This is a genomic window from Paraglaciecola sp. MB-3u-78 (assembly GCF_002835935.1).
In the GTDB taxonomy this organism is placed as follows: domain Bacteria; phylum Pseudomonadota; class Gammaproteobacteria; order Enterobacterales; family Alteromonadaceae; genus Paraglaciecola.
This window is the reverse complement of record NZ_PJCF01000006.1, coordinates 167,627-180,581: the sequence shown is the minus strand read 5'-3', so window position 1 is coordinate 180,581 and position 12,955 is coordinate 167,627. Positions and strand designations below refer to the sequence as shown.

Sequence of the window (12,955 nt, the reverse complement as noted above, 5' to 3'; positions counted from 1 at the left end):
ATCAGGTTACTTATTAATGTGCTTCGAAATCGCGGCAATAAAACGCTCACCATAACGTTCGAGTTTAGTTTGACCTACACCATGAATATCTAAGAAGTCGAACGCGGACTCTGGAAATTTATCTGCCATATCGGCTAGTGTTGCATCGCTAAATACCACAAAAGGTGGCACATCATCCTGCTCAGCAATAGTTTTGCGTAAATGTTTCAGTTTAGCGAACAGCGCACGATCATAATCTTGTGTAATGAGCTGTGCTTTTTTACTTAAATCAAGACTCAGCCTTGGCACCGCCAGCTGCAATTTTTGCGCTTGTTGTAATATCGGCCTCGCTTCTTCAGTTAATTTCAAAACTGCGTTTTGGGTGATATCTACCCTAAGAAATCCGCGGTGGATTAATTGATTAATAATGTTGTGCCAATAGGCATCTGATTTATCTTTGCCGATAGCATAAGTAGTCAATTTATCATGGCCGTGTTCTAGAATGCGCTTTAGTTGTTTACCTCTGAGCACATCAATTAAATATTGGCCGGCAACAGATTGTTTTAGACGAAACACACAAGATAGAACCTTTTGCGCATCGACAGTGCCATCGAATGCTTTGGGTGGGTCGAGGCAAATATCGCAGTTACCACAGTGTCCCGCAGAATATTCAGCAAAATAGTTGAGTAAAATTTGTCGGCGACAGGTTTGCGCTTCACCAAACGCTTCCATAGCCGCAAATTTTTGAAGTTCTACACTATTTCTATGTGGATTTTCACCCGTTGATATCCATTGACGAATGCGAGCTGCATCTTTTTCGTCAAATAATAATAACGCTTCGGCGGGCATACCGTCTCTGCCTGCTCGGCCTATTTCTTGATAATATGATTCAATACTTCGTGGTAAGTCAAAATGCACAACAAAGCGCACATTAGATTTGTCTATTCCCATGCCAAACGCCACAGTTGCTACTATGATGTCAATTTTGTCTTGTATAAAATCCCGCTGTATTTTGTCACGAATTTCACCTTCAAGACCGGCGTGATAACCAGCACAATTAACCCCGTGTTTGGCCAAAGCGATGCTGAGATCGTCTACCTTTCTGCGGCTATTACAATAAATAATACCGCTACCGTCTTGTTGCTTTACAAAAGCAATTGCTTGGTCTGTGGCCTTGTATTTGGTGACTTGGTTGTATCGGATATTAGGGCGGTCAAAACTTCCTTTGAAGATAAAGGGTTGCTGTAACTTTAGTTGCTGAGTGATATCTGCACGGGTGGCAAGGTCGGCGGTAGCAGTTAAACCCATAATTGGGATATACGGGAAAGTGGCTTTTAATTGCCCAAGTAGTCTATAGTCCTTTCTAAAGTCATGGCCCCAATGTGATACACAATGAGCTTCGTCAACTGCAATAAGGCTTATTGTAAGCCCTTGTAAACGTTGGATAAACTCCAGTTGCATAAGCCTTTCAGGCGCAACGTAAATTAGTTTGTATTTGCCATCTTGCATGCCTCTGAAAACCTTAAACATATCTTGTGGCGACAAGTTTGAATTTATGTAAGCGGCATTGACGCCATAGGTTAAAAGGGCATCGACCTGATCTTTCATTAACGATATCAGGGGTGAAACAACAATCGTGAGACCTGGTAATAATATAGCCGGAATTTGATAACACAAAGACTTACCGCCACCAGTAGGCATAAGAACCAACACATCTTTTTGTAGCATCACTTGGTTTATAACTTGTGCTTGTCCATCACGAAAATGATCATAGCCAAATGTGTGTTTTAATACTTGTTGCGCTTGGGTAATTGCAGGCGAAAAATGTGCTGGGTGATCTGACAACTGTTGCTCAAAAGATATTAGTAAAACATAAGTTTACGTGTTTTTATCTCGAGGTTCACTCGCTAACAATGAAAAACTGGTCAAATTCCATGCCTAAGTGAATATATTACAGGAAGCTATGTAATCTAATAATCTAGGCGCAAATTTAATACGTGATTTTGCTCGCAATATAAGTAAGAAAATGCTTTATTAGTGGTTAATATTTACACTAAAATTCAGTTTTTTATTAGTTTTATAAATTTTGGGCCTTTTTTAGTCAGTAGCTCATTGCCGTATTTTGCAGGGACGTTATGACAGCTTTTAACCATCATCTTACATTACTCATTATTGACGAGGACGTTGTCAGTATTTCCACACTCTCCTCGCTTTTCGCTAAAACATTTAATATTGAAATAGCCCAAGATGGCAAAACCGCATTACAAAGTATCATGCTTAAAGATATTGATTTGGTTTTGAGTGTGGTGAATACGCCAATTATTTCAGGACAAGAATTATGTACTTTCGTTAAAAACAACCAACTTACTGCCCACATTCCAGTGATGTTTTTGGCCGACAAGCCAAATCTTGACGAAGAAGAAGATTGTTTAACCCTAGGTGCAGTGGACTATATAGACAAAAGAACGCGGCCTAGAATTTTGGTCTCCCGTGTCACGAATTTAATGACGATGGTCGCGCAACAGAAAAGACTTGCTCTGGTTTCCTGCACTGATGGGCTGACAGGCTTAGCCAACAGAATGCAGTTGGATACTATGCTAAATAAGGAATGGTATGCAGCTGTTCGGGGGAGTCATTCCGTGGCTGCATTAATTATCGATATTGATGATTTTAAGTTATTTAACGATGAGTTTGGTCACTTGGAGGGTGATAAATGTTTGAAAATTATAGCTTCAATTATAGCTTCAAGTAAAAGGAGAGAGCGCGATTTTGCTGCGAGATATGGCGGAGAAGAATTTGTCCTACTATTACCTTTCACAGATTTAAAAGGGGCTGAACAGGTGGCACAGGAGTTAATCCAAAATGTGCAAAACCGGAGTATTCCATCTGCACATCGGGCTTCATATCCTGTTGTGACAATCAGCGTGGGTATTTCAGCCTTTAGCCCCACCCATAAAAAAAATACTGTGGCGGATCCTATAGATTTGATTGATAAGGCCGACATCAATTTATACAAAGCGAAGCAAGCAGGTCGTAATCAGTATTCAGCGGCTACTTAGTCGTTATAGGCATAAACTTAGCAGGACATTTTTAAATAAAACCTAACAAAATAAAAATACTTATCAGCAGCAGAATAGGGGGGTTAAATAATTTTAGGCCCAGAAAGCCGATGACCACTAGGCCCAAGTCAATATAGTTGTGAACTGCATTAATAAATACTGGATCGTAGAGAGCCACAATCAGAAAACCCACTACCGCAGCATTAATACCTGCGGATGCGCCAATAAATTTTGGGTGTTGAGCTAGAGATTGCCAACTATGGTTGATGGCTAAAATCAATAAAAAACCGGGTAAAAAAATCGCCAATGTAGCCACGGCAGCCCCAATTAATGGTGCGTTTTCTATCCATTGTGCACCCATAAATGTTGCCATAGTAAACATAGGGCCGGGTACCCCCTGAGCAGCTGCATAGCCAAAAAGAAACTGCTGCTCTGTCAGTGTCGCGCCAATACTAGTTTGTAATAGTGGTAAGACTACATGCCCACCGCCGAATACTACACTGCCATTTTTATAAAATGTCGCGAATAAGCCTGCCACAGAATCACCTTGACTTAGACCCAAACTGATTAAAAATATACAGATAAATAGCAGCATAGGTAGCCAGGATGTTTTTTTAAGGGTCTGACCTATGTTGATTTGCTTAGGGATAATTTGCTTATTAGCCATGCCTATTAACATGGCTATTAGTAACACTAACATTTGTGTATAAAAGGATTGATAGATGACGAGTAGTAACACACTAAGGACCATGATTAAGATTGATAAGCGACTTTTGCAAAAACTTCTAAACATTGTGATTACTGCATCTAACACAACAACAACGGCTAACAATTTTAGGCCGCTACTCACTGAAAGTAACCAACTTGCTGGGGTATCTAAGTTTACCGACACGGCCAGCCAATACATCAATATAAATGAGGGTAAGGTAAAGCCTAAAAATGCTGCAATGCCTCCAGCCAGTCATGCTTTATGTAATCCTATTGCAAATCCAATTTGGCTTGAGCCAGGGCCTGGCAAAATCTGACTTAAAGATATCAATCTGGCGTAGGCATCATTAGAAAGCCATTCCAGTTTTTGCACAAAAGTGCGTTGGAAATATCCAATGTGTGCTACTGGGCCACCAAAACTGATACAACCTAGCAACAGAAATTGCCAAAATATCTCCCCGCTTTTCTTCATGGGTTTACCTTACCTCAATTAGGTTTTAGATTGCATTTGCGAAATGCTTACATCACACTCCACGCTATATTAAGCGCTGTTAAAGCTAGGTCAAATACTTGAACGATAAATCAGTAAAAGCAGGTGTTATCTTTGCACTAGCTGCTTATTCAATGTGGGGCATAGCACCCATGTATTTTAAATTGTTGACAAGTGTACCTGCTCTAGAAATTGTTATGCACCGAATAGTTTGGTCTGTGCTGGTATTGTGTTTGTTGTTGGCTGTTCGAAAAAAATTTAGTCAAGTGTTTAGGGCAATCCGCGATCCAAAAGTCATCGCAATCTTGTCAATAAGTGGATTATTGTTAGCGGTGAACTGGCTAACTTTTATCTGGGCCGTAAATAACGATCAAATGCTTGATGCCAGTTTAGGATACTTTATTAATCCTTTATTTAATGTATTACTAGCGCGCTTTTTCCTGCAAGAGAGCTTAACCAGGTTACAGTTATTAGCCGTTTTTGTAGCCTTTGCGGGTGTGACTTTTTTGATTTTTTCATATGGTCAGATACCTTGGATTGCCTTAGTGTTAGCAACTAGTTTCAGTATCTATGGGTTATTGCGTAAAAAAGTGACTGTGGACTCTATGCCCGGCTTATTGATTGAAAGTTGTATAATGTTGCCCTTCGCTTTGTTGTATTGGCTTGTCATGGATACAACCAGTGGCAACATGTTGGCAAATAGTTTTGACCTCAATGTTACACTGCTGCTTGCCGGTGTGGTGACTACCGCTCCATTGTTATGCTTTACTGCTGCAGCTAGACGTATCCGTTATACGACTTTAGGTTTTTTCCAATATATAGGTCCAAGCCTGATGTTCCTGTTAGCAGTCATGCTCTACCAAGAACCACTAGATACAACAAGGGTAATCACTTTCGTATGTGTTTGGTCAGGGTTATTGATTTATGTCTATGACTCACTGAGAGTCTACCGAAAATCGCGACGGCTTCTCCAAGAGTAACTTGTTTGGAGTGAGGATTAACTGCTTACAAAGCAGATATTAATCATCAACTACCTGATTTCTTCCATTATTTTTTGCACTATACAGATGTTCGTCGGCTAAACGTATCATGGCGTTTATGCCGCCTTTACTTTTGTGTGTTAGACCTATGCTAACGGTGCAAGACAACTTTTTCTTTTCAAAAGTGAGTATCTTATTCGCTATAGCTTCTCGAAAATCTTCCATTATTTGCAGTACTTTTTCGGGCGCTGTATTCGAAAAGTATACACAAAATTCTTCACCACCAAATCGCGCAGCAGTGTAATCAATAAAATATTCAGCGACTAACTTAGCAAGCTCTTTCAGGGTGAAATCACCACAATCATGACCATAAGTGTCATTCACTTTTTTGAAATGATCGATATCAATAATCGCTAAACTTTGTGATTTGGGCTTGATTGTTAGGCTGGCAGCTACTCGCGTAAAAAAATGACGTCTGTTAGGTAAACCCGTAAGGTAGTCGGAATTTGCAACACGCCTGATCGTTTCGATATTTTCTAAACGTTCAACATTTTGCATAATTCGACAGAAAAATTCTTCATGGCAATAAGGTTTATTTAAGTAATCAGTGGCGCCACTTTTAATGAATCTTGCAGACAAACCACTTGTGGTATCTGAGGTTATACCAATGATACCAAGATCTTCTTTAGAATAGGTTTTACGGAGTTCAGACATCATCTGAATACTGGACACACCTGAAATATTTTCATCTATTATCACTAGTTTAATATTAGAATGGCTGCGTAAATATTCTACGCCTTGTTCAGCATTCGAGGCTTCAAAGGTAATAAAATTATGTCGCCTAAGTAGAGCGGTCATTGCATGTCTGTTGACCCTAGAATCATCAACTACTAACACCCCTACTTTTTTATTTTTATCCAAGCGATTTAATAAACGTGTCAGGTATTCATAGACCTGAGGGTTTTCTTTAGGGATGTAATCCACCACACTTTTATTAAGAATAGTAGTTCTGGTTGATTCATTTATGCTACCAGTTATCACTATAGTGGGTAAAAAAGATTCAATCGCAAAGTCTATAGCTTCACCATTTGGAGCGTCTGGTAAATTAAAGTTGACCACTGCACAAAGGTATTCTTCCGGTGCCGAACTAGAAAAAATATGTTTGGCTTCGACTAAACTAGTGGTACAAATCGGGCGCAATTTAGCCTTAGTTATAAGACTGCGCATCAGGTTCATGCTGGTTTTACTGTCTTCGACTATTAATACTTTGCGTTGCATAGGCTAACATCTAGTGGAAAAAATTTAATTTAGCAGATTAACCCGTTCCAAGCTCTGGAAAACTTAGACTTTCGTTAACTTTGCAAATGACAAGACCAACCATTTACTTCCAAATTCATCGAAGTTAATTTGTACTCTTGCATGTTCACCACTGCCCTCATAATTCAACACCGTACCTTCAGCAAATTTAGGGTGGGACACTCTTTCCCCTAGTTGGAAACCTGTTGATTCGAAAGCAGTATGACCCGTGACTGGGGTAAACCTATTTTGGACTGGGCGAGAGATGGTTGTCCGCAAACGGACTTCTTCTATACAATCGGTTGGGATTTCTTTGATAAAACGAGAAGGGGTGTGATATTTGTCCTGACCGTATACCCTTCTGTTTTCAGCGTAAGTGATATATAACTTTTGCATAGCGCGTGTCATGCCTACATAACAAAGGCGGCGCTCTTCTTCTATTTTACCGGGCTCTTCGTTACTCATCTGGCTTGGGAACATGCCTTCTTCAACACCGACCAAAAAGACCAGTGGAAACTCTAGGCCTTTTGCGGTGTGAATGGTCATCATTTGAACCGCGTCTTGATGTTTGTCAGCTTGATTATCTCCTGCTTCTAGAGACGCATGTGCTAAAAAAGCTGACATAGGTTTCATATTATCCGCCTCTTCTGGCACCACAAATTGTTTACAAGCGGTGACCAGTTCTTCCAAGTTCTCAATTCTGGATTGAGCTTTTTCGCCTTTTTCTGCTTTGTACATGGCAAATAAGCCAGAATGTTTGATCACGTAGTCAGCTTGTTGTTCTAAGGAAAGCTCTGCAGTATCCTGTGTGAGTTGTCTGATTAACTTTGTAAATGAAGTAAGGGCATTAGAAGCTCGGCCTGTTAGACGATTTTCAGCAAGTATTCGGGTGCTGGCATCCCACATGGATAATTCTGAATCGCGAGCGAGTTCGCGAATTTGCGACAGGGTTTTATCACCAAGACCACGAGCCGGTGTATTGACAATTCGTTCAAACGCGGCGTCATCAATGGTTTGATTAATTAAACGTAGATAACCTAGGGCATCTCGAATTTCCTGACGTTCAAAGAATCGTAAGCCGCCGTATATTCGGTAGGCGATAGACTCTTGCAATAATGCCTCCTCTAGAACACGCGATTGAGCGTTATTGCGATATAACATTGCACAATCAGATAAGGCATTGCCGTTGTCTCGCCATTCTTTTATGCGTGAAATGTTAAAACGGGCTTCGTCCAACTCATTAAACCCCGCATATAAAGAAATAAGCTCGCCAGGGCTATCTTCTGTCCACAGTTCTTTACCTAATCGACCTTGGTTATTATCAATCACAGCATTAGCCGCTTTTAATATATTGCCAGTTGAGCGGTAATTTTGCTCCAGACGTATAGTTTTTGCGCCCTTAAAATCACGTAAAAAATGTTGGATGTTTTCTACATTTGCCCCACGCCAACCATAAATTGATTGATCATCGTCACCTACAATAATCATATTATTACTGGGGGCGGCAAGTATACGCAACCAAGCATATTGAATGTTGTTGGTATCTTGAAACTCGTCTACCAGAATTGCTCTAAAGCGTTTTTGATAGTGTTCTAAAACCGACGGGTTGTTTAACCATAACTCATGGGCTCTGAGTAATAATTCAGCAAAATCAACTAACCCGGCGCGATCGCATGTTTGTTGGTAGGTCTGATATATTTCACGCATTTTTTGTTGCGTTGCATCACCATTTGTTTCGATATGCTGTGGCCGTAACCCTTCGTCTTTATTACCGTTGATATACCACTGTACGTGTTTCGGTGCCCAGTGTTTTTCGTCAAGATTAAGACTTTTAAGTACGCGCTTAATCAAACGATATTGATCATCTGAGTCTAAAATAGTGAAATTTTCTGGCAGGTTTACGTCAGCATGATGAGCTCGTAGTAAGCGGTGAGCGATACCATGAAAGGTACCAATCCACATACTATTCAGTGCGCTACCTTGCAATTGTTCTACTCGGCCGCGCATTTCCTTGGCGGCCTTATTAGTAAAAGTGACCGCCAAAATACCGTATGGGGCGATGCCCTCAACTTCCATTAGCCATGCAATGCGATGTACTAAAACTCGCGTTTTTCCACTACCTGCACCCGCTAAGATAAGCATGTCTGAAGCAGGAGCGGCCACTGCATCACGTTGTTTGTCGTTTAACTGGTCAAGAAGTCGAGATACATCCATTACACAAAAAATATATTAGAAAAATATGTTTCCAGTATATCAGTAACACTGTGTTTAAATACACTAAAGTCACCCTTATATGTATTCTAGTTATTCAAATTAAATTGCAGAGAAAGTATGAGTATTGAATTTTGGCAACAATTAAAAGATGAAGCCGAGCAGCTTGTTAATAATGAGCCTGTTCTATCGAGTTATGTACACACTTGTATTTTAGCGCACCGTAATTTCGAAACGGCGTTAAGTTTTATTTTATCTAATAAACTAGCTGATGATGTGATGAGTGCGTTGTCCGTTAGAGAAATGTTCGAAAAAAGTTACTTAATGCACCCCGAAGTAGTAGAAGCTGCAATTTGTGATATTCAAGCTGTGTTTAAACGCGACCCCGCAGTACATTCATTTCTTACGGTATTACTTAATTTTAAAGGCTTTCAGGCCATTCAAGTGCACAGATTAGCGCATCAACTTTGGATGGCTGGTAGAAAGGATTTAGCTTTGTTTATACAAAGTCGAAACTCAGAAGCTTTTTCGGTGGATATTCATCCTGCTGCGAAAATTGGTCAAGGTGTCATGTTCGATCATGCCACAGGGATAGTAGTGGGTGAAACTGCTGTGATTGAGAATAATGTCTCTATCATGCAATCCGTCACACTTGGTGGTACTGGAAATGCAGCCGGTGATCGCCATCCAAAAATTCGTGAAGGAGTCATGATAGGTGCCGGAGCTAAAATTTTAGGCAATATCGTTATCGGTGAAGGTGCCAAAGTAGGCGCCGGTAGTGTGGTGTTAAGTGATGTGCCAGCACATGTCACAGTGGCAGGTATCCCTGCAAAAATTGTTGGTAAGCCTAGCTGTCAAAAACCTTGCGAAACCATGCGACAGAATATTTTAGAAGATTAAGCCTTTTTCCTTATTTAAATAAGCTCTAATAATTGGGTTAACTTACTGAGTTGAACGTGGGGTAAAATTTGTGCTTTTTCATTACGTATATTCATACTTCTATCTTCAGCATACCAAGCAGTTTGATAGCCCGCTCTAAGTGCTCCATATATGTCTTTGGGTAAGTTATCTCCTACATGCAAAATGTTTTCATGAGGAATGTTCAGGTGTACTTGAGCTGCATCAAACATAGCTTTATGTGGCTTCATTGGCATTTCCATACTCGCCTTAAAGCAAGTAGTGAAATACCCGTTAAGCCCAATCTGTTTTAGGTCAACGTTACCATTAGTGATAGCGACCAATGGCAGATTATTCGATAGGATTTTTAATAAAGAATGAATATTTTTGTTTAAAGTGAAGTTACTTCTTTGGAAATAAAAATGTTCGAAACACTCTGTGGTTGCTGCATTTAGCTTTTTATCGGACAAACCTAACGTCATAAAACCAGATTCTAGGGAAAGTCGACGTAATTCACTCATGTCATTTTTTAATAATGGGTTAGCTAGAACATGGGCCTTTTGTTGAGCGCGCCAGAAATCTTTGTTCACATCTTGGGTAGCAGGATATTGGTGGTGCATAAATTCAATTAAAGAACGCTCTGCGTTGACTATCACACTCGTGTTTTCATATAAGGTGTCATCCAAGTCGAATGTAATCGCTTGAATTGGTTTAAGTTTTTTATAATAAATCATTTATGACTATCTATTCTTTTTAAGTTTTTAATTATTTGGATTTTTTTGCCCTAGGGTGAGCACTATCATATACGTGGGCTAAATGTTGAAAGTTCAGGTGTGTATAAACTTGGGTTGTAGATAAATTCGCATGCCCCAGTAACTCTTGCACCCCTCTTAAGTCTGAGCTTGATTCTAAAACATGAGTGGCAAAACTGTGTCTTAGTTTATGGGGGTTAACAGCTTGTTCTAGGTTTTGACGAGTGGCCCACAATTTCATACGTTTCGCTATTTGCCTGGTGCCGATCCTATTTTTAAGCATACTAACAAACAACGCTGGTTCTTCACTAGATGCTAGTTCTGGCCTGATTTTTAGCCAAACAGTTAATGCGTCTAAGGCAATCCTACCAATGGGTAATAAACGTTCTTTATTGCCTTTTCCTATGACTCTTAGTTGTCTGTCAGGTTGAATGCTTTTGATATTAAGATTAGCTAATTCTGATAGACGTAAACCACAACTATACATCAGTTCCATCATGGCCTTATCACGTATGGCCAGAGGTTCATCTTCTTTGATATCCAGTAATTGATGCATCTCATCGACATTCAACTGTTTCGGTAAGGGTTTGGCTTGTTTAGGTGCTTGAATGGATGATGCTGGGTTTTGTATTAGTTGACCTTGTTGCACAAGATAGGCACAAAAACCTCTGATAGAAGATAAGCGTAAAGCTATAGAACGGGAACTTAGGCTGCTTTTACGGGCATCGTTTAAAATTTTGCGGACATCTGACGTATTAAATGTTGACCAAGATTCAAAATCTAGTTTGTTGAAAGCTGCGTTCAGCTGCCGGTGATAATTTTCTATGGAATTATTAGCCAGATTTTTTTCGTACCTCAAATATGCAAGGTATTTTTCTAACCAAGTATGTAAGCTTGGTCTTAACATTTTACTGACTAATAAGTCAGCATTTTAGGTAACAAGACACCCAAAAATTGCTGTAGTTGCGTGATCAATAAGGTATCCATATCTGGATTAAAGTGACTTGGGTCTTTACTACCTATTGCCAAAATTCCGAGTTCACCTAAATCACCAATAAGCAATAAAGCAACCGAGTTAGCTTCCTGATCAGCAAACAATAACTTGCGTTCATGATCACTTAAACGTCCAAAGAAAAATTGATGTCTTTTAAAACGTTTTTCGATAAATAGGCGTCGCTGGATCTCAGGTAAAGCATGAGCCCCTTTGAAAGGTTTTAAGGTTACAGATGCTAACTGGAGGTTTTCTTGAATGACTTCTTCCAGTATGAATTTGAGATCATCAAGGTTGGCACACTTTAGAATACGTAAATTTAAGTCTGCATAGACCCGATAAATGGCTTCGTTCTGTTTGGCAATAGAAATTAATTGGTTAAGCTTATGACTTAGGCTTCTAACTTTTGTGCGCAACTGTTCACTTTGCAGCTCCACCAAAGATACGCTACCTTTGTGTACATGGGGAATAGTGATTTTCTCAATAAGTTGTGGGAATTGAGTGAAAAAACTTGGATTTTCAAGTAGATAAGCAGCTACTTGTGCAGCGTCAATTAGATTTTCAGATTCGTATGCAGTCGTTATATCCATTTTATTTTGCGACTCTTTAATCATAGGTTTATATATCCATCAAAAATATGCTCAGCGGCGCCTGTCATTTTTAATACATTATCATTGCCCTGCCAACGTATTTTTAAACTGCCACCGCGCAACTCAACTCTTACATCTTTACTTAATCTATTTTGTAATTGACCTACAGCCACTGCAGCACATGCTCCGCTGCCACAAGCTAATGTTTCACCTACACCTCTTTCAAAAACACGGAGTTTGATATGACTGTGATTAATAATCTGCATAAAGCCAACGTTTGCACCTTCGCTAAAACGTTCGTGTTTTTCAAGCAATGGACCCATTGTTTCAACATCTGCAGTTTCCACATCATCTACCAACAACACACAATGTGGGTTACCCATAGAAACGGCACCACAAAAAAAAGTGTGTTCCTGTGCTCTTAATATGTAAACTTTTTCCCGCTTATTTGCTTTGATGGGCACCAAATTTGGTTCAAATTCGGGTACGCCCATATTCACTGTCACTTGCCCATCTTTTTCAAGGTAGAGGACCATACGGCCAGCTTTAGTACTGACCACAATTTTATTGCGGTTGGTTAGGCCTTTCATTTTTACGAATCGAGCAAAACAGCGCGCGCCATTACCACACTGAGAGACTTCAGATCCATCAGCGTTAAATATTCTGTAATGAAAATCTTGGTCGGGATCGTAAGGCGGCTCAACCAATAAAAGTTGATCGAATCCTATACCAAAATTTCTGTCCGAGAGTTGTTGAATTTTCTCTTTAGAAAAAAATACGTTTTGCGTTACGTTATCAATAACAACAAAATCATTTCCCAAACCATGCATCTTTGAAAACTGGATTTGCATTGCGACTACTTAGCTAAAATTTTTGTCAACACGCTCTATTATATGCGTAATTGATATTATAAAATAGTTATATCATTTCAGCGAAAGACTGACTATGTCTTTAACTGGATACAGGCTAAATAATCCCAATATTTATCAAATTAATACTTTA

At 39.6% G+C, this 12,955-nt stretch carries 11 protein-coding genes and 1 pseudogene; 3 read left to right on the top strand and 9 right to left on the bottom strand.

The window, feature by feature from the left end; all coding sequences use genetic code 11:
• Positions 1–6: 6 nt before the first annotated feature.
• Complete coding sequence (gene recQ, locus CXF95_RS14995) at positions 7–1,824, bottom strand: DNA helicase RecQ (RefSeq protein WP_101199459.1); 1,818 nt, start codon at positions 1,822–1,824, stop codon at positions 7–9.
• A 290-nt stretch (positions 1,825–2,114) separates the two neighbouring features.
• Here recQ and CXF95_RS14990 point away from each other — a divergent pair, with 290 nt between their 5' ends.
• Positions 2,115–3,038, top strand: coding sequence for a diguanylate cyclase (locus CXF95_RS14990; RefSeq protein ID WP_101199458.1), 924 nt, complete (start codon positions 2,115–2,117; stop codon positions 3,036–3,038).
• Positions 3,039–3,069: 31 nt separating this feature from the next.
• On the opposite strand, the gene CXF95_RS31495 is transcribed toward CXF95_RS14990, so the two are convergent.
• Together CXF95_RS31495 and CXF95_RS31490 are read right to left on the bottom strand one after the other, a co-directional pair.
• Positions 3,070–3,633 carry a chromate transporter gene (locus CXF95_RS31495; RefSeq protein ID WP_369809323.1) on the bottom strand — a complete coding sequence of 188 codons (564 nt, stop codon included), beginning with the start codon at positions 3,631–3,633 and terminating at the stop codon, positions 3,070–3,072.
• 81 nt (positions 3,634–3,714) lie between these two features.
• Positions 3,715–4,218: pseudogene (locus CXF95_RS31490) on the bottom strand (chromate transporter); the annotation flags it as partial.
• A gap of 98 nt (positions 4,219–4,316) precedes the next feature.
• Here CXF95_RS31490 and rarD point away from each other — a divergent pair.
• Positions 4,317–5,216, top strand: coding sequence for an EamA family transporter RarD (rarD, locus tag CXF95_RS14980; protein WP_101199457.1), 900 nt, complete (start codon positions 4,317–4,319; stop codon positions 5,214–5,216).
• Positions 5,217–5,255: 39 nt separating this feature from the next.
• Here the strand turns inward: rarD and CXF95_RS14975 are convergent, their stop codons facing one another.
• Entirely contained in the window at positions 5,256–6,494 is a 1,239-nt protein-coding gene (locus tag CXF95_RS14975) for a diguanylate cyclase (RefSeq protein WP_101199456.1), read from the bottom strand.
• A 63-nt stretch (positions 6,495–6,557) separates the two neighbouring features.
• Positions 6,558–8,726, bottom strand: coding sequence for a DNA helicase II (uvrD, locus tag CXF95_RS14970; RefSeq protein ID WP_101199455.1), 2,169 nt, complete (start codon positions 8,724–8,726; stop codon positions 6,558–6,560).
• 117 nt (positions 8,727–8,843) lie between these two features.
• Here uvrD and cysE point away from each other — a divergent pair, with 117 nt between their 5' ends.
• Positions 8,844–9,623 carry a serine O-acetyltransferase gene (cysE, locus tag CXF95_RS14965; protein ID WP_101199454.1) on the top strand — a complete coding sequence of 260 codons (780 nt, stop codon included), beginning with the start codon at positions 8,844–8,846 and terminating at the stop codon, positions 9,621–9,623.
• A gap of 14 nt (positions 9,624–9,637) precedes the next feature.
• Here cysE and CXF95_RS14960 read toward each other — a convergent pair whose 3' ends face one another.
• Genes CXF95_RS14960 through dapF form a run of 4 tightly spaced genes read right to left on the bottom strand, consistent with a single transcriptional unit; the run spans position 9,638 to position 12,804 of the window.
• Positions 9,638–10,354 (bottom strand): HAD-IA family hydrolase, encoded by a 717-nt coding sequence (locus CXF95_RS14960; RefSeq protein WP_101199453.1) that lies wholly within the window; start codon positions 10,352–10,354, stop codon positions 9,638–9,640.
• Between the two features lie 31 nt (positions 10,355–10,385).
• Positions 10,386–11,279: a tyrosine recombinase XerC gene (locus CXF95_RS14955; protein WP_101199452.1), complete on the bottom strand. Its 894-nt coding sequence runs from the start codon at positions 11,277–11,279 to the stop codon at positions 10,386–10,388.
• Positions 11,280–11,287: 8 nt separating this feature from the next.
• Entirely contained in the window at positions 11,288–11,953 is a 666-nt protein-coding gene (locus CXF95_RS14950) for a DUF484 family protein (protein ID WP_101200072.1), read from the bottom strand.
• A 20-nt stretch (positions 11,954–11,973) separates the two neighbouring features.
• A complete protein-coding gene (dapF, locus tag CXF95_RS14945; protein WP_101199451.1) occupies positions 11,974–12,804 on the bottom strand; it encodes a diaminopimelate epimerase in 831 nt (276 codons plus the stop codon).
• Between the last annotated feature and the right edge of the window lie 151 nt (positions 12,805–12,955).

Coding starts and splice junctions, on each gene's coding strand:
- CXF95_RS14990 (WP_101199458.1), top strand. CDS start 2,115: ATGACAGCTTTTAACCATCATCTTACATTACTCATTATTGACGAGGAC.
- CXF95_RS31495 (WP_369809323.1), bottom strand. CDS start 3,633: ATGCTGCTATTTATCTGTATATTTTTAATCAGTTTGGGTCTAAGTCAA.
- CXF95_RS14975 (WP_101199456.1), bottom strand. CDS start 6,494: ATGCAACGCAAAGTATTAATAGTCGAAGACAGTAAAACCAGCATGAAC.
- uvrD (WP_101199455.1), bottom strand. CDS start 8,726: ATGGATGTATCTCGACTTCTTGACCAGTTAAACGACAAACAACGTGAT.
- cysE (WP_101199454.1), top strand. CDS start 8,844: ATGAGTATTGAATTTTGGCAACAATTAAAAGATGAAGCCGAGCAGCTT.
- CXF95_RS14960 (WP_101199453.1), bottom strand. CDS start 10,354: ATGATTTATTATAAAAAACTTAAACCAATTCAAGCGATTACATTCGAC.
- CXF95_RS14955 (WP_101199452.1), bottom strand. CDS start 11,279: ATGTTAAGACCAAGCTTACATACTTGGTTAGAAAAATACCTTGCATAT.
- CXF95_RS14950 (WP_101200072.1), bottom strand. CDS start 11,953: ATGGATATAACGACTGCATACGAATCTGAAAATCTAATTGACGCTGCA.
- dapF (WP_101199451.1), bottom strand. CDS start 12,804: ATGCAAATCCAGTTTTCAAAGATGCATGGTTTGGGAAATGATTTTGTT.